Origin of the sequence: Microbacterium sp., assembly GCF_047972865.1 — a bacterium.
Lineage (GTDB): Bacteria > Actinomycetota > Actinomycetes > Actinomycetales > Microbacteriaceae > Microbacterium.
On sequence record NZ_JBKEAY010000244.1, the window covers coordinates 1 to 18,187 of the forward strand.

14 protein-coding genes are annotated in these 18,187 nt (G+C 69.4%); 3 read left to right on the top strand and 11 right to left on the bottom strand.

The genetic code is table 11. The features are described 5' to 3' along the window. Both ACK5KK_RS14975 and metX read left to right on the top strand, forming a co-directional pair. Nucleotides 1–381 (top strand): PLP-dependent transferase (locus tag ACK5KK_RS14975; RefSeq protein ID WP_416890884.1); only part of this gene is annotated, 381 nt, incomplete at its 5' end. Between the two features lie 72 nt (nt 382–453). Beyond that, nucleotides 454–1,656, top strand: coding sequence for a homoserine O-acetyltransferase MetX (metX, locus tag ACK5KK_RS14980; protein ID WP_416890885.1), 1,203 nt, complete (start codon nt 454–456; stop codon nt 1,654–1,656). Between the two features lie 5 nt (nt 1,657–1,661). On the opposite strand, the gene ACK5KK_RS14985 is transcribed toward metX, so the two are convergent. Together ACK5KK_RS14985 and ACK5KK_RS14990 are read right to left on the bottom strand one after the other, a co-directional pair. Next, a complete protein-coding gene (locus ACK5KK_RS14985; protein WP_416890886.1) occupies nt 1,662–1,847 on the bottom strand; it encodes a DUF1918 domain-containing protein in 186 nt (61 codons plus the stop codon). Between the two features lie 111 nt (nt 1,848–1,958). Next, on the bottom strand, nt 1,959–2,630 hold the full coding sequence (locus tag ACK5KK_RS14990) for an NUDIX hydrolase (protein WP_416890887.1): 672 nt from the start codon (nt 2,628–2,630) through the stop codon (nt 1,959–1,961). Nucleotides 2,631–2,803: 173 nt separating this feature from the next. Between ACK5KK_RS14990 and ACK5KK_RS14995 the strand changes: the two genes are divergently transcribed. Then, a complete protein-coding gene (locus ACK5KK_RS14995; RefSeq protein WP_416890888.1) occupies nt 2,804–7,597 on the top strand; it encodes an NAD-glutamate dehydrogenase in 4,794 nt (1,597 codons plus the stop codon). A gap of 72 nt (nt 7,598–7,669) precedes the next feature. Here ACK5KK_RS14995 and ACK5KK_RS15000 read toward each other — a convergent pair whose 3' ends face one another. The 9 genes from ACK5KK_RS15000 to ACK5KK_RS15040 all read right to left on the bottom strand — a co-directional run bounded on the left by ACK5KK_RS15000 (nt 7,670) and on the right by ACK5KK_RS15040 (nt 18,070). Continuing rightward, entirely contained in the window at nt 7,670–7,987 is a 318-nt protein-coding gene (locus ACK5KK_RS15000) for a thiamine-binding protein (RefSeq protein ID WP_416890889.1), read from the bottom strand. A gap of 38 nt (nt 7,988–8,025) precedes the next feature. Further along, a complete protein-coding gene (locus ACK5KK_RS15005; RefSeq protein WP_416890890.1) occupies nt 8,026–9,240 on the bottom strand; it encodes a hypothetical protein in 1,215 nt (404 codons plus the stop codon). Nucleotides 9,241–9,584: 344 nt separating this feature from the next. After that, nucleotides 9,585–11,330, bottom strand: a complete 1,746-nt coding sequence (locus ACK5KK_RS15010) for a CocE/NonD family hydrolase (protein ID WP_416890891.1) — start codon at nt 11,328–11,330, stop codon at nt 9,585–9,587. After that, entirely contained in the window at nt 11,327–12,298 is a 972-nt protein-coding gene (locus ACK5KK_RS15015) for an MBL fold metallo-hydrolase (RefSeq protein WP_416890892.1), read from the bottom strand. Before ACK5KK_RS15015 ends, ACK5KK_RS15010 begins: the two co-directional genes overlap by 4 nt. Then, on the bottom strand, nt 12,295–13,215 hold the full coding sequence (locus tag ACK5KK_RS15020; RefSeq protein WP_416890893.1) for an alpha/beta hydrolase: 921 nt from the start codon (nt 13,213–13,215) through the stop codon (nt 12,295–12,297). The genes ACK5KK_RS15015 and ACK5KK_RS15020 overlap by 4 nt, the downstream gene beginning before the upstream one ends. Nucleotides 13,216–13,218: 3 nt before the next feature. Continuing rightward, a complete protein-coding gene (locus ACK5KK_RS15025; RefSeq protein WP_416890894.1) occupies nt 13,219–14,337 on the bottom strand; it encodes an FAD-dependent monooxygenase in 1,119 nt (372 codons plus the stop codon). Nucleotides 14,338–14,388: 51 nt separating this feature from the next. After that, a complete protein-coding gene (locus ACK5KK_RS15030) occupies nt 14,389–15,342 on the bottom strand; it encodes a phosphotriesterase (protein WP_416890895.1) in 954 nt (317 codons plus the stop codon). A 2-nt stretch (nt 15,343–15,344) separates the two neighbouring features. Next, nucleotides 15,345–16,340, bottom strand: coding sequence for a phosphotriesterase (locus ACK5KK_RS15035; protein ID WP_416890896.1), 996 nt, complete (start codon nt 16,338–16,340; stop codon nt 15,345–15,347). A gap of 71 nt (nt 16,341–16,411) precedes the next feature. Then, nucleotides 16,412–18,070, bottom strand: coding sequence for an MFS transporter (locus ACK5KK_RS15040; RefSeq protein ID WP_416890897.1), 1,659 nt, complete (start codon nt 18,068–18,070; stop codon nt 16,412–16,414). Nucleotides 18,071–18,187 lie beyond the last annotated feature (117 nt).

Consider the following 18,187-nt stretch of genomic DNA (forward strand, 5'->3'; position numbering starts at 1 on the left):
AACCGCGACGACGTCGCGTCGGTGAACTACTCGGGCCTGCCCACGTCGCCCTGGTACGCCGCTGCCAACCGCTACGCACCCAAGGGCGTCGGCGCGGTGCTGTCGTTCGAGTTGAAGGGCGGCGTCGACGCGGGCCGGACGCTGGTCAACTCGCTGGAGCTGTTCAGCCACCTCGCCAACATCGGCGACGTGCGTTCGCTCGTCATCCACCCCGCCTCCACGACGCACTCGCAGCTGACGCCGGAGCAGCAGCTGACCGCCGGGGTGACACCGGGCCTCGTGCGTCTGTCGGTGGGTCTCGAGAACATCGACGACCTCAAGGCCGACCTCGAGCAGGCGTTCGCCGCCGCGCGGCGCGTCTCCGAGGCCGCCACCGCGTAACCTCGCCGCCGCCACGCCGCCGCCGTCGTAACACGGACGGCGGCGGCGTGGAGCCGCCGCGACAATAGACGCATGGACTGGCAGATCTCCGAAGACACGGTGCCGTCGGCGCCGATCACGGAGACCGACGCCCGGCAACTTCTCGGCCGTCCGCCGGCGACCGGCGCGTGGCGCGACGGTGATCCCGCCGGGGCACGGCGGTTCGCCGCGTTCGGCACGCTGACCACGGAGGGCGGGCGGGAACTGCCCGGCATCCGGCTCGCGTACGAGACCTGGGGTCTGCTGAACCCGGCTCGCGACAACGCCGTGCTGGTGCTGCACGCACTGACCGGTGACAGCCACGTCGCCGGCCCCGCGGGGCCCGGTCACCCCACCGCGGGCTGGTGGGACGACCTGGTCGGACCCGGCAAGGCGATCGACACCGACCGGTGGTTCGTCGTCGCGCCGAACATGCTGGGCGGATGCCAGGGCTCGACGGGACCGGCGAGCATCGCCGCCGACGGATACGAGTGGGCCTCGCGGTTCCCGTACCTCACGATCCGCGATCAGGTCGCCGCGCAGGTGAGCCTGGCGGACGCGCTGGGCATCGAGGCGTGGGCCGCCGCGATCGGTGGGTCGATGGGCGGGATGCACGCGCTGGAGTGGGGGGTCGGGTACCCGGACCGCGTGGAGCGGCTCGCGGTGCTGTCCTCACCGCCGCTGACCACGGCCGATCAGGTCGCGCTGAACTCGGTGCAACTGGACGCCGTCCGGGTCGATCCGCGGTTCGCTGGCGGCGAGTACTACGACGCGATCGATGGGGACGGCCCGCATCGGGGGCTGGCTCTGGCTCGCCGGATGGCGTTGCTGAACTACCGCAGTCCCACCGAACTGAACCAGCGCTTCCAGCGCTCGTGGCAGTCAGGGAAGAGCCCGCTCGGTCACGGCGGCCGCTTCGCGGTGGAGAGCTATCTCGACTTCCACGGGAACAAGTTCACGCGCCGTTTCGACGCGAACAGCTATCTCACGCTCGTGGAGGCCATGAACTCCCACGACATCGGACGCGACCGCGGCGGCGTGGATGCGGCGCTGGCCCGCGTGACGGCCCGCACCCTCGTGCTCGGCATCGACACCGACCGGCTGTTCCCGGTCGAAGGGCAGCACCGCATCGCCGCCGGCATCCGCACCACGATCGGCGACGGCGCCGTCGTCCTCACCAGCGACTTCGGCCACGACGGGTTCCTCATCGAGACCGCCGACGTGGGCCTGCACCTGCGGCGGTTGCTGCAGGGCTGACCCGTTCAGACGGCGTGTCGGATCTCGCAGTCGCCGCCGGGGGCCAGTACGGCTTCGTGCCCATCGTCGTAGCGCACGACCAGCAGCGGATTCTCGTCCGTGCCGCGAATCTCGACCACCTCGCCCTCCCGGGTCGCCGCTCCCACCGTCCGGCCGTGGATCACGACCCGGTCTCCCACATCTGCCCGCATCCCGATCACCTCCGTCTGGCACGATACGGGGTCGTCCCGCTCGGCGACAGTACCCGCGCAGCGGCGCCCGGCGCACAGCCCGACCGCGTGGCAGTCACGCGTCACCGTGCCTCACGGATCGCGCACGTACTCCCACGGCAAGCGGTCGTCCCGCAGCCGGTGCCGTCCGCCGGGTGCGCCGCCGGCCGGGTGGTCCTCGTCACCGGGCCACACCATCACCCCGGCGGGGCTCACCACCGTGTCGAACATGTCCGCTCCCGCCGCGCGCACCCCCGCCATCGCGGCACCGGCGCGATCGGCGGCGGCCAGACCATACAGGGTGACCCACGTCGGCGGATACAGCGCGAACCCGCCCTGGGCGTGTTCGTGCAGCGCGTCGGCCGGACGCAGCCACCGCACCGCGACTGCCTCGTGCGGGTTCGCCGACACCGGGCCCGCGGGCGCTGGGGCGACGAAGAACCAGGTGCGGATGCGGATCGGTGCCTCCACCGGGGGCGTCCAGCGCGACAGCGGCACCAGGTCACGCTCGGCCACCCGCAGCCCGGTCTCCTCCGCCGTCTCGCGGACCGCCGCGGCACGGTGCGTCGCGTCGGCATCGTCGCGGCGATCGGCGTCTTCCACCTTGCCGCCTGGGAACACCCAGGCGCTGGCGAACGACCCGGTGCGGGGGCGCTCCAGCATCAGCACTTCCAGGCCAGCGCTCGCGTCGCGCAGCAGCACGACGGTCGCCGCGATCGGCAGACCCGTCCCCGGATCACGGGTCGGGTCGTCGATCGGGGCCACGATGACCCACCCTAGATGAGGGGGTCCGTCGCGGGCGGTGAGGGATGCCGCACCGAGAACATCTCCGGCACGATACCGACGACCACTCACCCGCGCGGCTGGCTAGGCTGAGGATGATTGCCGGGCACGTCGTGCCTTCCGCACATCCCGGCGAAGCAGGGACGACGAGGTTCATGACCAATGACGTGGCGCAGGCATCGGTGCAGGAGATGATCGCGGACCTCGACCCGCGTCTGCGACCGGGCATCACCCGGCTCATCGCGCAACTGGATGCCGAGGACCTCGCCGACCGCGAACCGCGTGACGTCGTCGGCGCCGCGACGTCGCTGAGCGCCCTCGCCGCCCGCCGCTCCCCCGGCGAGACACTGGTGTCGGTGTTCACCCCGACGCTGCGGGAGGACGGCTGGACCTCGCGGCGGACGATCGTGAGCATCACCACCGACGACTCCCCCTTCCTCGTCGACTCGGTCACCGCCGAGATCGCACGGCACGGGCTCACCGTGCACCTGCTGGTGCACCCGGTGGTGTCGGTGCGGCGTGACGAACGCGGCGACCTGATCGACATCGACGCCCACGGCGGTCGTCTCGAGTCGTGGATCCATCTGGAGATCGATCGGGTGCCCACCGAGGAGGGCCGCACCGATCTCGAAGAACGCCTGCGCGCGGTGCTCTCCGACGTGCACACGGCGGTCGCCGATTGGCGCGCGATGCGTCGCGCCTGCCTCGACACCGTCACCGACCTGCGGACCGCGCCGCCGCCGACGGTCGCCCCCGACGAGATCGCCCGCGCCGTCGAGTTCTTGTCGTGGCTCGCCGAGGACAACTTCACGTTCCTCGGGTATCGGGAACAGGAACTGGTCACCGACGCCGACGGTGCCGACGCGCTGCGGGCCTTGCCGCTGACCGGTCTCGGCATCCTGCGCGGCACGGTCGCCAAGGTCGCGCGGCTGCGCCCGGAGGCCCAGCGCACCGCCCGGGAGCCGCGGCTGCTGACGATCACGAAAGCGAACTCGCGCGCGACCGTGCATCGGGACGTGTACCTGGACTACATCGGCATCCGCACCTTCGACGAGGCGGGCGCGGTGACCGGAGAGCGACGGTTCCTGGGGATGTTCACCTCGGCCGCGTACGCCGCATCCGTCATGGCACTGCCGATCGTGGGCGCCAAGGTGCGGGCGGTGCTGGCGGCGTCGGGCCTCGCCCCGGACTCGCATTCGGGCAAGGACCTGGTGCAGGTTCTGGAACAGTACCCCCGGGACGAGCTGTTCCAGGACACCCCCGAGCACCTCCTCGAGGTCGCCCGGGAAGCGCCTCGGCTGTATGAGCGGCGCCGCGCGCGCATCTTCTTCCGCAAGGACGAGTTCGGCCGGTTCGTCTCGGCGATGGTGTATCTGCCGCGCGACCGGTTCACGACCTCGGTGCGACTGAGGATCGAGTCGCTGCTGCGCGACGCTTTCGGCGCCGAGCGTGTCGACCATGCCACCCGCGTGGGCGACTCACCGCTGGCCCAGCTTCATTTCGTGCTGCGTATGCCGCGCGGCGTATCGATCCCCGACGTGGATGAAACCGACCTGCAGTCCCGGCTCGAGACCGCGATCCGCAGCCGGGATCAGTCCCTCGTCGACGCCGTGCACCAGCACGAGGACGAGCAGCGCGCGGCGGAACTGCTCGGCCGCTACGCCGGGGCGTTCCCCGAGTCGTACAAGGAGTACGTGCCCCCCGCCGAGGCGATCGGCGACATCGCGTTGCTGGAACGCCTGCACGCGGGAGAGGACTTCGCCGTCCACCTCTACCCGCCCGAGACAGGCGACCCGCAGCTGCGCATCCTCACGGTCGCGTCGCTGCAGCAGTACCCGCTCACCCAGGTACTCCCGATCCTCACCGATCTGGGGGTCGACGTCGTGTACGAGCGGCCGAACACACTCACGCTTCCCGACGGCGCCACCCGGTACATCTCGGATTTCGGTCTCGTGGTCGTCGACGGGGCACAGGTCGAGGCCGGGCTGTGGACCGACGGCGACTGGGGCACGCCGTTCGAGGACGCCTTCTCGGCCGTGTGGACCGGCGCCTCCGAGAGCGACCGGCTAGGCGCTCTGGTGCTGCGCGGCGGGCTGGACTGGCGCCGGATCGTGATCCTGCGAGCCATCGCGATGTACCTGCGGCAGGTGGGGTCCGCGTTCTCGGTCGAGTACATCGAGCAGGCGCTGGTGGACAACCCCGGCATCGCGGCCGACCTGGTGCGGCTGTTCCAGGTGCGGTTCGATCCCGACCTGCCCGGGGACCGCGACGCCGCGTGCACCGAGTTGGCCGCGGCGCTGCGGCGCGACCTGGACGGCGTCGCGAGCCTGGACCACGACCGCATCCTGCGATCGGTGCTCGGCGTCATCGAGGCGACGTGGCGCACCAACTTCTTTCAGGTCACCGACAAAGGCGACCCGAAACCGTGGGTGTCACTCAAGATCGACTGCGCGAAAGTCCCCGATCTGCCCGAGCCGCACCCGATGGCGGAGATCTGGGTGTACTCCCCGGAGGTCGAGGGCGTGCACCTGCGGTTCGGTCCGGTCGCGCGCGGCGGTCTGCGCTGGAGCGACCGGCGAGAGGACTTCCGCACCGAGGTGCTGGGGCTCGTGAAGGCGCAGATGGTAAAGAACGCCGTCATCGTGCCGACCGGATCGAAGGGCGGTTTCTTCGCGAAGCAGCTTCCCCCCGCCACCGACCGCGCCGCGTGGCTGGAGGCGGGCAAGGCGGCCTACCGCACGTTCATCCGCGCCCTGCTGGAGGTCACCGACAACCGCGACGGGTCGCAGATCACGGGACCACCGCGGGTCGTGCGCCACGACGGCGACGACTCCTATCTGGTGGTCGCCGCCGACAAGGGAACCGCGTCGTTCTCCGACATCGCCAACGGCATCTCGGAGGATGCCGGGTTCTGGCTCGACGACGCGTTCGCCTCGGGCGGGTCGGCGGGCTACGACCACAAGGCGATGGGCATCACCGCGCGCGGCGCGTGGGAGTCGGTGAAACGGCATTTCCGCGAGCTCGGCATCGACACGCAGGCGCAAGAGTTCACGGTCGTCGGCATCGGCGACATGTCCGGTGACGTGTTCGGCAACGGGATGCTGCTGTCCGAGCACATCCGCCTGGTGGCCGCCTTCGATCATCGGCACGTCTTCGTCGACCCCCAACCGGAAGCCGCGCGCACGTTCGCCGAACGACGTCGGCTCTTCGAGCTGCCGGGCTCCTCGTGGGGCGACTACGATCGGTCGCTGCTGTCGCCCGGCGGCGGCGTGTTCGCCCTCAGTGCCAAGTCGATCCCGATCAGCGAGCAGATGCGCGCCGCGCTGGGGCTGGCGCCTGCCATCACCTCGCTGACCCCGGCACAGCTCAAGCGTGCCGTGCTGCTGGCACCGGTCGACCTGCTGTGGAACGGCGGGATCGGAACGTACGTGAAGGCCAGCGGCGAGACCCAGGCCGAGATCGGCGACCGTGGCAACGACGCGATCCGGGTGGACGGGAACGCGCTGCGGGTGCGGGTGGTGGGTGAGGGCGGAAACCTGGGCGTGAGCCAGCGCGGCCGCATCGAGGCGGCGCTGGCAGGTGTGCAGATCAACACCGATGCCATCGACAACTCCGCCGGTGTGGGCACCAGCGACCGCGAGGTGAACATCAAGATCCTGCTGGGTGCCGTGGAACGGGCGGGACGGCTGAACCGGCCCGCGCGCAATGAGCTGCTGCACTCGATGACCGACGAGGTCGCCGCGCAGGTCCTGCGGGACAACTACGAGCAGAACGTGCTGTTGGGCAACTCCCGGGCCAATGCCGCGGCGATGCTGCCGTCGCACGAGCGGCTCATCCAGTGGCTGGAGGCGCGCGGCGAGCTCGATCGCGAGCTGGAGTTCCTGCCGGGCGCCGTGGAGGTGCAGGGCCGCGTCGCCGACGGACGGGGGCTGACGACGCCGGAGTTCGCCGTGCTGGTCGCGTACGCGAAACTGGCGCTGAAGACCGATCTCGCCGCGACGACCCTCGCCGACGACCCGTGGTTCGCTCGCACGCTCGCGGACTACTTCCCGACGCCGATCCGCGCGGCATACGCGGGCGATCTCGACGGCCACCCGCTGCGCTCGGAGATCGTCGTCAACGCGGTCGTCAACTCGATGGTCAACCGCGGCGGCATCACCTTCGCGTACCGCGCCGAGGACGAGACCGGCGCTCCCGTGGAGCAGATCGCGCGCGCGTTCGTCGTCGTGCGTGAGGTCTACGATCTGCGCGGTTTCGTGGCCGCTGTCGAAGCGACCGACACGGTCGTGCCGACGGCGGTGCAGACCGACCTGTATCTGACCTTCCGGCGGCTGCTCGACCGCGCCACGCGCTGGTTCGCGCAGCATCGGCCCGGAGGCGTCGACATCGGCAGTGAGATCGACGCGTTCGCCGCTCCGGTGGCCCGCCTGGCCGCAGACCTCGGCGCGCGGGTACGCGGCGAGGAGCGCGACCGGTTCGACGAGCAGGTGCGCGGCTACACCGCGGCGGGGCTGCCGGACGACCTCGCCCGGCGTGGCGCCGGGCTGCTGGCGTCGTACGCGCTGCTCGATATCGCCGAGCAGGCGCGGGTGCACGGGTGGGAGCTGGCCGACATCGCCGACGTGTACTTCGCGTTGTCGTCGCGGGTGCGCTTCGACGACCTGCTCACGCGGGTGACAGACCTGCCGCAGAACGACCGGTGGGGGTCGATGGCGCGTGCCTCGATGCGCGACGACCTCTACGCCGTCATGATCGCGCTGACGGTCTCCACGATGGAACACACCGATACCGGGGACCCCCGGGAGCGCATCGAGGCGTGGATCGCGGATGCCGGGCCGGCGGCCGGCCGGGTGCTCGATGAGGCGCTCAGCGCGGCCGACGCGCCCGTTGAAGCCGGACTCGCGCCGCTGTCCGTGGCGCTGCGCCGGTTGCGGTCGCTGGTGCACTGACCGAGGGCGAGTTCGTTCGCGCCGAATGACCGATCAGGCGTCACCACACGCGCAGTTCGGCGCGAATGAACCTCAGGGCAGGGCCTCGTCACGGATGGCCCGGTCCAGCCGGTCAATCTTGCCGTCGAGTTCGCCGACGTAACCGGGGCGGATGTCGGCCTTCAGCACGAGCGACACGCGGGAACCGAACGGCGACACGGCTTCGGTCGCGCGCTTGACGACATCCATCACGGTGTCCCAGTCCGGCCCCTCGATCTCGGTGAACATGCTGGTGGTCCGGTTCGGGAGACCGGACTCGCGGACGACCTTGACGGCTGCCGCGACAGCGTCGTGGACGGAGCCGTCGTCCCGAGCGGTCCCGGATGGGGCGACAGAGAATGCAACAAGCATGAGAACCTCCCTAGTGGCACACCCATTGTCAGTCACGGTCACCCCGGCTGGGGCGCGCGGATCGGTGCGGCCACCGGCAACCGCACCAGCCGCACGATCGTCCACACCAGCAGCGCGACCAAGAGCACGTTGCGCAGTGTCAGCACCGACACAGCGAGCGACTCGGGAACCATGATGCCGTGATAGCCGAGCGGGTAGACCAGCTGCGTGAGCCCGGCCAGGATGAGGCCGAGCACCGCCGGGGCCACCCAGCGCGCCCGGCGCAGCATCAACCCGATCACGAGCGGCGCGATGAGCCAGGACTGGAACTGCGGCGAGCCCACCTTGTTGAAGACGATCAGGACGGTCACGAGTGCCAGCGCGAGCGTCGGGAACACCGCGACGAAGCGGGCCCCACGTCGTATCTGCACGGCTCCGAGCACGGCGACGGCGAGGGCGGCCACCGCCATCGCCGGGGTCATGAGGGCGATCACCGTGTCGATCTCGGTGCCGGTCACCTCGAACGTCAACATGTCCTGCGAGTAATACACCTGGAAGCCCTCGACGCCCAGCAGTGCGCCCCACAGGTAGGGGGTGCTCGCGGGCGCCTCCACCTGCATGCCGCGGCCAGTCTGGTCGCCGATGAAGCCGAAGGCATATGACCAGCCGCCGGCGAGGATGATCGCCGCGAGGGTGAGGGAGCTGACGACCACGGCGCCGCCGACGATACTCAGCCGTCGGCGCAGCGCGACGACCGCCGCAGCCAGCAGCGCCGCCGGCCATACCTTGATCCACGTTGCAACCGCCAGCAGCATCGAGGCGGCCCACGGGCGCGAGGCCAGCCACAGGCAGCCGACGATCGCGATCGGGACCGTGATCGCCTCCAGCCGGTACATGCCGACCGGGCCGAGGAGGACCGCCGCCGCCAGCCAGAACAGTGCCGCCGTCGCCCGCCCCACCGACCGCCCCCGGCCGACCAGCAGCGCGAACGCGACAGCATCCAGAGCGGTCACCAGCAGCGCCCACGCGGCCGTGTACCCGACGCCGAACACCGTGAAGGCGTGCGCCAGCACCATCGGCACCAGCGCCCACTGCGGGTACACCCACGGCGCATCGATCCCGACGACCTCGGTGCCCAGGAGCGCCCGCACCGACCAGGGTTCGTACACACGGTGCACGTCGCCCATGGGGTCATTGGGCCACACGAACCCGAGCCAGGCGACGAGGACGTGCACGAGGACGAATGCGACCCACAGCATCCCCCGCCTCGACACGTGTCCATCCTAGGCACCGTCGCCGCACGCCAGCACGAGGCGCAGCCCCCGGTCGGCATCGGCCGGCGATACTGTGCCGCTCGCATCTCGGTCGAGCGATTCGGTGCGTCACCGAGTGGGTACGTTCGTGTGTCCAGAACGGGCCGAAACGTCGACTGAGGCAGCCGACCCGGGGCGGCTGAAGTGCGGGGTGACAGTTCCACGACGTGATCGGCGTGGGTGCACACGCGCGGATCGTGTGTCGGGACGATCGCGATCCCGCCGGAACCGCAGTGTTCCCGGAGAAACGCGATCAGCCGGCGTTGTCGTTGTCAGCACGTCCTCAACGACCCGTAGGAACACCATCACCTGTGCGCCGCATCGCCGCCCGTCACGCAATGCGGCAGGACGAGACGGGACCGGTGCTGTGCGTCGCGGTAGACCTTGTGCGTGACGGCGCGACCGACCGGAAGGTGGAACGCGTCGGGCGGGAGCAGCGAATTGTGTTCGTCGACGAGAGGCTCGTTGCACGACAGTTCCACGACCAGGCGGTGCCCGGGCAAGAACGCCGCAGCAAAGGGGTAGATCCGCAGCACGTACTCGATGACCTCCCCTGGCACGACCGGAAGGACACTGTCCCGCGTGTGCGGGTGGTACGGGTTCCCTTCCGTGGTTCGGGATGCGTCCAGCGTTCGGTGGGACGCCTTCAGATAGGCGCTCGTGATGAGTTGCCGCTTGCCCCCGGGAGCCTCGTCCCACAACCTCATGATGAAGTTCGTGTCGTCCTGGTCGATCTCGGCGAACAGGTGCGCGGCCCCGGTGCCCATCAACTCGACCGGCTCGGTGAACGGCGCCGTCGCCCAGGAGAGCACTTCGACCGCATCGGTCACGGTCAGTGGCGCCTGGAAGAACCCATCGACACCGACGGCATCCGATTCCATCCGCTCCGGGTCCGGCGACAACACCCCCCTGGGACGCAGGAACATCGATCGGTACTCGATCTCGCGAGGAGGCCATTGTGCACCCGTGACGTACTCGCGCGCCCCCTCGACGTGCACCGTGACAGCAGGTTCGTCCATCACCCCGTTGTCGACGCCCTTGATCCAGTAGTCGTACCAGCGGAACATCTTGTCGTGCTCCTCGATCCAAGGGCGCGACTGCATCGGCGGGTACGGTCCGATATCGAGCTTCTTCGGACCCGGCAGGGCGTCGAACAACTCGATCGTGCCGTCGAGAGTCCAGCCCCTCCCCTGATCGATCTGCAACCACACCGGGACCTCCACGTCCGCTGCCAGGCTGATCGGATTGCGTTCCTCGTACCAGGGCCCATCGACCTCGTTCGTGATGATGTCGAACCATGCCTCGTGGTGCGCCGGGTAGTGCAACGTGTGCACGAGATTCGGCCATGCCGCGACATCCGGATCGGCCAAGCGCGCCGCGACTCGCTCGGCGACCTCAGCCGGCGAGTACTCCTCGAGCATCCGGCTGCGCATGCGATCGGTGAACGCCCACCCGGAGTCGCCGCCCCTGCCCTCCCGCGCCGCGCGCGGCATGAACCACATGATCCCGCCGTGGTACGTCGTCTCATAGAAGTCGTAGTGGCCACCGGAGATGAACACCGCTTTGAGATGGGGCGGGCGCTCCGCCGCCGCCAGAAGCTGCATCGACCCGAAGTAGGAGATGCCGACCATTCCGACGTTCCCGTCGCACCACGGCTGCGCAGCGACCCACTCGATCACGTCGTAGGCGTCCTGTCCGAGCGAGACGCCCCCCGCGTTGTAATTGCCGATGTGCTCTCCCCCGCTTGCACCCGAGCCACGCACGTCGCCGATGACATGCACGTACCCCTCGGCTACCACCCGAGCGATGTCACCGGCCTCGATGCACCCATCCCACATCGGCGACGGACGTCGCTGCGGCGGCATCGTCAAGGCCAGCGCCTGCAACTCTTTGCCATACGGGCTCAGCGCCACCAGGGCCGGACGCGGCTCATCGCCGGGCCCGTGGTACGCGTCGATCGCCAGCACCACACCGTCGCGCATCGGCACAGACAGGTCCTTGCGGACCACGATGTCCTCACCACCGGCACGCAGTGATTCGGGAGACGTCATGTCGGGATTCCTTCCGTCGGGTGGCATCGGTCCACCTCATGCAACTGTGCAAAGCGGGTGAGATAGCCGCGCATCGTTGTGAAGAACGGCGACGGCTCGAGGGTGGGGTCGCCCGTGTAGCCGAGCGCGGACGCGACGGACTCGAACGGGGAATAGGGCGAATCGGTGGGGTGGAGGCCGTCGGCGAGAGATCGGCGCACCGCGGCCCGGATCTCGGCTTCACGATCCAAGCTCACTCGGAGCGCCTCGCGAGAGCTGCTCTCGTCGAGGTCGGCTGGAAAGAACCCACCGTCGGCACGCCGGTACGCGTGCCCCAGGTGCAAGCGGCGCGGCCGCACTCGGTCACGCAGCAGAACAAGGCTCGCGCGGTACCTGTCGGGGTCGGGATACCCGGGGAACCCGCTCGCGGCCCCCGCGCACTGCACGGCGTCGCCGACGAACACGTCACCGGAGCCCTCGACCTCGTAGGCGACGGCTCCGGGGGTGTGGCCGGGCACCGCGTGCACACGGAGTTTCGCATCCCCGAGGTCGAGGACCTCCCCGCCGGTCACGGTGAGCGTGGGTTCCATTTCGCCCGAGATCGACTCCGCCGCATCGGCCGCCTTCCGCGAGACCGCGGCTGGATCGGTGATGTCGAGACCCCGCAAGTCGAGGAACTCGTGCACGTGCGCGCGGCGAGAACGCAGGAATCCGGCATCCGCTGCCCCGATCACGACCTCCGCTCTGCGCCCGGTCAGCTCCCACAGCGCGTGGGCACCGCCGACGTGGTCGATGTGACCGTGGGTCAACAGGATCCAGCGCACGTCCTCGACACGGCGTCCCAGCGCCTCGAGGGCGGGGCGGATGCCGTCGTGCGGCGACCCGGAGACCCCGGTGTCGACGATCGCCGGTTCGGCGGCATCGATGAAGAAGCTGCGCAGCGTGAACCGGCCCCACGGCGACTCGATGGCATGCACCGGCACGGTCATCGCCCACCCCGCAAGAAGTCACCGGTCTCGACGAACGCTCGGTGATACTCGGGCAGCCATCCGAAGTGCTGCACGAAACCGTGACCGGCTCCCGCGTATCGCGTGACGGTCGCGGGAACCCCAGCCTCGCGCAGCCGCCGCCCGTAGAGTTCACCCTCGTCGCGCAGCGGATCATGCTCACCGGTGAGAATGAGCGCGTCCGGCAGACCCCCCAGGTCGGTCCGCAGGATCGGCGAGACGCGCGGGTCGGCCGGGTCGGCGCCACTGCCGAGGTAGAAGGTGTTGAAAGGCTCCAGAGCAGCGGTCTCCAGGCCATACCCGACGGCGTTCTCGCGCAGCGATTCGTACCGGCGGTCATCGAAGCGCAGATCGAGCGAGGGGTAATAGAGCACCTGGTGTGTGATGGCGTCGAAGCCATCGTCATGCGCCGTGGCGGCGACCGCGGCAGCGAAATTCCCGCCCGAACTGTCCCCGGCGACCGCGAGGGTGGTCCCGTCCCACCCGACCTTCCCGGGATGGGCGGCGATCCAGCGCACCGTTGCGGCACAGTCGTCAAGCCCCGCTGGGAACGCGTTCTCGGGCGCGAGACGGTAGCCGACCGCGACGACCGTCAACCCGGTCTCGACGGCGAGCGCACGCGCGACGTGGTCGTGCGTCTCGAGGCTGCCGAGGAAGAACGCACCGCCGTGGAAGTAGACGATCACGCCGCCCGGCGCCTCGGCGCCGGCCCGGTACACCCGGATCGGCACGTCACCTTCGCTGCTGTGCGCGACCCGGTCCTCCACGGACGAGAGGGGCTGCCGTTCAGCCAGCGGTACGACCGCCGCGTCGTCCGCAGCGCGCATGACGGCGGGATCGAGCGGGCCCGGCGCCGGAGCCTGTGCGAGCGCATGGGCGATCTGGGGATGCAGCGCCATCGGTCACACCTGGGCGCCGGCAACGGTACGGCCGCCTGGCTTCTGTCCGGGGAACACGTCGCTGATCTCGTCCTCGGTCCACCCCTGCCGCGAGATGCGCTGCAGGTCATCGGTGACGGGCTTGCGCAGCGCCTGGTACTGAGAAAGTCCCGCGGCAACCGACGGTGCTGCCGCGAGCACGTCCGCCAGCACTCCGGCGTCGAGGATCGCGGAGTTCGCGCCCTGCCCTTGATGGTGACACATCGCGTGCGCAGCGTCGCCGACCAGAACGACGCGGTCGGTGTGCCACGAAGCCAGCGGGTCGATGTCATAGACGGCCCTCGCGTTCACGGTATCCATGTCGAGGTCACGCGTGGCCTCGACGATGCGTTCGTCGAACCCGGCGACGGTCGCCAGCAGGTCCTGTTTCGTGATCGACGGCGCCCAGGTGCTGTCGGGATTGAGGACCGTCACATCGAACGACACCTGACCGCGATGACGCAGCGGGAGGAAGTACACCTTGGTTCCGCGTCCGATGTACATGCGCAGGTTGTCATCGACCGCTAGTCCGTGCGCGTCGTCGATGTCGATGACGGCGCGATACGCGTGTTCCCCGGCGAACACCGGCTCTGCATCGGAGAACAGCACACCCCGGACGGTGGACCGGATGCCGTCTGCCCCGATGACCAGATCGGCGGTCACGCTCTCGCCGTTCGCGAAGGTGGCGCTGACCTGGTCACCACCGTCTGTGACCGACTCGAGCTTGTGGCCGAGATGCACCATCCCGACGGGCAACGCACCGACGAGGGCGTCGATGAAGTCACGGCGGTGGATGAGGTGGGTGGTGAGGCCGAAGGTGTCGATCTCGGGCCAGGCCTCCTTCATGATCGGGTGGCCTTCCCCCGAGAGGATCTCGAAGTAGTCGCTCGGCGAGCTCACCGCGGTGATGCGGTCAAGGATGCCCCAGTCCCGGAAGCGCGCCATCGACGACGGGCGCAGGCCGATGCCTGCCCCTACCTCTCCGATCTCGGCCGCCTGCTCGTAGACGTTCACGGTCGCCCCGAGATTGCTGAGGGCCTTCGCGACCGCGGCGCCGGCGTAGCCCGCGCCGATCACCGCGACGTTCAGGGTGGTCACGTCCATGTCGTTCTCTTCTCTGTTCTGCGCGTCGCTGCGCGCAATGCCGGTAGGTGGTCAGTACTTGATCGCGAGGAAGTCGGCGGGTGCGTCGATGAACAGGGTGTCGATCTTCGACTGCTCCCAGCCGGCCCGTCTGAGATCGGGTATGAGTTGCTCGAACAGATAGTTGACGCTGTGCCCCTTCACGCCCGGCCAGCCCAGCGCGCTGCAATTGGCGTCGGCGGCGGCGAGCACCTTGTCGATGCCGGCAACCTCGACGAACCGCAAGAAGTGGTCGAGGCGCTCCTGCCGTGGGCGCGCCCAGAACGGCGGATCGGGCAACTCGGTCTCGTACCCGAAGGTGTCGAAGCCCACGCGCCCGCCCTGCTCGGCGATCCAGGTGTCGCGGGTGTGATCGGCGTTGACGCCGTCGTCGGCGTGGCCGAACAACACACGGTCCAGCGCCAGCCCCTCTTCGCGGAAGATGTCGACGGCAGGCTCGGCATCGATGGCGAGGTGAGTGAGGATCGGCGCCCCGGTCGTGACGGCGGCGCGCGCCGCCGCCCGGTAGATGCGCTTGTCGAGGTCCGTCATGCGTCCGCCACGACTGACGCCGACTTTGATGACACCGGCTTTCGCGCCCGTGTCGCCGATGCCGACGCTGATCTCATGCACGAACACGCCGGCGAGGTAGTCCGTGGTCGCCCGGGCGAAGTGGGCGAGCGCCGTGTCACCGCCGACGAACCCCGTGCAGGCGACGATGTGCACACCCGTCTTGGCTGACAGCGACCGGTAGTAGTCGACGTCGCGCCCGTTGCAGATGCCGGTGGCGTCGACGATCGTGCCGCCGCCGTGGTCGTGGAAGGCACGCAGTTTCGGGACCGTCTCTTCGTACCGCTGTTCCGGCGTCTTCCACCAGCGATCGTCGAGTTCGCTGCCCGGCATCCCGTACCCGATGTGTTCATGCACCGAGACGAACCCGAGTTCCTGGGCGGGGATCGACCCGAGCACGGTGTTGACGTGTGGCATGGTCAGCGTCCTTTCTGCGCCACCGCGAGCAGGTCGCGGGGATTGTCCACCAGCAGGCGGTGCACGGCTGCGTCGCTCACCCCGAGTGAGACCAGCAGGGGCGCGAATGTCGAGACGACAGCGCTGTACGGCACGTCGTGCGCAGGCACACCTTTGGCCACCCCGATGGCGTTCACCGAGAGCAGCAGCCGGTCGCCGAATCCTGCCTCGATGAGGTCTCGCACGAGGACCGCCCGCTCGCGGTCGGTGAGGTGGTCCGCGGAGCCATCGAGGCCGATGTGGTCGAGGCCGACGTAGGCACCACGGTCGGCGACGTCCGCGGGTGCGCCCGCGGCGACGGCCGCACGCCGGTCGAGGTCGCCGACCAGAACCCGCCCCGCGGGCACGCCCTCGGTGAGCATGAGGTCGAGTTCGGTGACGGCATCGGCACCCCATCGCAGTGACGCCGGGATGCCGGTGGTCCGGGCCGTGCGCGCCGCCGCGCGCACGAGGCTCTCGTCCGTCGCCGTGAGGCCCCCGCGTGTGCCGGTGACGGTGACCAGTCCGGCGGGCGCACGACGCTCGACGCGCGGCACGACCATACCTTCGACGGCTTCCTTCTCGAACAGCTCCGCGAAGCGTTCCGCCGGCCACGGAGTGGGCGGGTTGGTCTGCGGCGTGAGAAAGTAGCCGCCGAGGAGTTCTTCGGGGCCCAGGCCTGTCGAGGCCACGATGTGCACACCGGTCGCGCGGGAGAGCGCTTCGTACAGCGGGAGGTCACGCCCGTGGTACATGCCGGTGCTGTCGACGATCGTGCCGCCTCCACACGAGGCGAAGTCGGTGAGCTTGGCGGCGACGGCGTCGAACACCTCGGCGCGGTCGATGGTGATCTCCGGTGCGTACTGGGCACCGGGGAGGATCGACAGCAGCGATTCGTGGACCGCGACGATGCCGAGCCGGTCGGCGGGGACGGCGCCGAGAACGGTGTGCGCGATCGGTGCGTCGAGGTGAGACGTCATAGCTGATTCCTCCGGAGTCGTGGCTGATCGGGTATCGGGTCACACGGGGCGCTGGGCCCCCGGCGCGACCGTCAGGTGGCGGACGGTTCAGCGCGATCGCGGTGCAGGCCGGACGCATCGCGACCGGTGCGCTCTCGCGCCGACTCGGCGGCGGCCTCGGGGATCTCGGCGATTTCGTCCTCGGTGAGCGGGCCGTCGCCGCCGAGGCCGATCAGGGTCAGCAGCGCTGCGAGCGCGGCGGCGATCCCGGCCACCAGGAACACGACGGAGAAGCCGTCTGCGAGCGAGCCGACCGCCAACCCCAGCACCTGCCCGACACCGTCGGCCGGAAGGGCAGCCTGCAGGTCGGGGTTTGACAGGAACGCGATGGGCGGCACATGCGACAACTCCTCGATCGCCGGGTCGGGCAGTCCGATGTTCTGAGCGAGGGTGGGGAATGCGGCGCCGAACGCACTGCCCCCGACGCTGAAGGCGATCGCACCGCCGATCACCGGGCCGAGCGCAAACCCGAGGTCGCGCAGCAGATTGGTGGTCGCACTGGCCATCCCTGCGTAGGACAGCGGCACGGTGTTGATCGAGACCGCGGTGATCGACCCGACGGTGAAGGCGAAGCCGATGCCGAGCAGCAGCAGCGGACCGATGAACAGCGTCCAGTCGACGACCGAGACGTCGAAGGTCGAGAGCAGGAACCCGCTTGCGGCCATCAGTGCGAAGCCGACGGTCAGGATCCATCGCGGCGAGACACGGCGGATGAGGAACGAGATGAGCGGGATCAGCACGAACGCGGGACCCTGGATGAACAGGAACAGAATACCGATCGCGATCGGGGGTTGCTGCTGCAGGTTCCCGATCCACATGCTCGACGAGAACGCGATGGCAAGGAAGGCGAACATCCCCACGAGCGCGACGATGCCCGCGATCGAGAACGCTCGGTTGCGGAACAGGCTCAGATGGATGAGCGGCGCGCGGGTGCGCAATTCGATCACGACGAAAGCGATCAGCAGGATGGCGCCGATGATGAACGACCCGACGATGTTCGGCTGCGCCCACCCGGTCTCCGCGCCCTCCACGGTGGCGTACAGCACGGCGGTCAAGCCCAGGGCGAGGGTGACCTGCCCGGGCAGGTCCAGCTTGCGACCCTCGGGCGCCGACGAGTCCACCGCGCGCACGCTGACGAACACGATTGCGAGCGATGCGACCGCCACCAGGGCATAGGAGTAGCGCCACGACGCGAACTGGGCCGTCAGTCCCGCCAGCAGGGGCGAGATCGCAGCACCGAGCGAGAGGAACCCCGCCCACATCGCGATCGCCTTGGCGCGAGCGCGATGACCCGGCGTGATCGCAGCGATCATTGCGAGCGAGATCGGGAACAGGATGCCGGCCCCCAACCCGCAGATCGCCTCGGCCACCCACATCCAGTGCACCGTCGGGGCGAGCGACGCTGTCACGCCACCGACGACCACCAGCAGTGCGCCCGCCTGCAGCAACCGCTTGCGCCCGAAGAGGTCACCGAGCACGCCGAAGGTCAGTTCGAACACGACCAGCGGGATCATGAACATCGCGGTGATCCACACCAACTGCGACCCCTCGGTGTGGAACTCAGCCTGGAATGTGCCCAGCAAGGCGGGCGGAAGCGCGTTGATGAGTTGGGCGATCGCGACGGCGAGGAATGCCGTCGCGAAAGTCGCACGGACGCGCGGACGCTCGCCGGAGAAGTGTTGCTGAGTCATGGCGGGAACTCCTTCGTTCCGATCGGGTGATGGCGCGGCCGGGTGGTGTTCGACCCCTGCATCGCACCGCGTGGCTCAAGGATGCCGCTAACTTTACAGTATGTCAAGCGACTAATC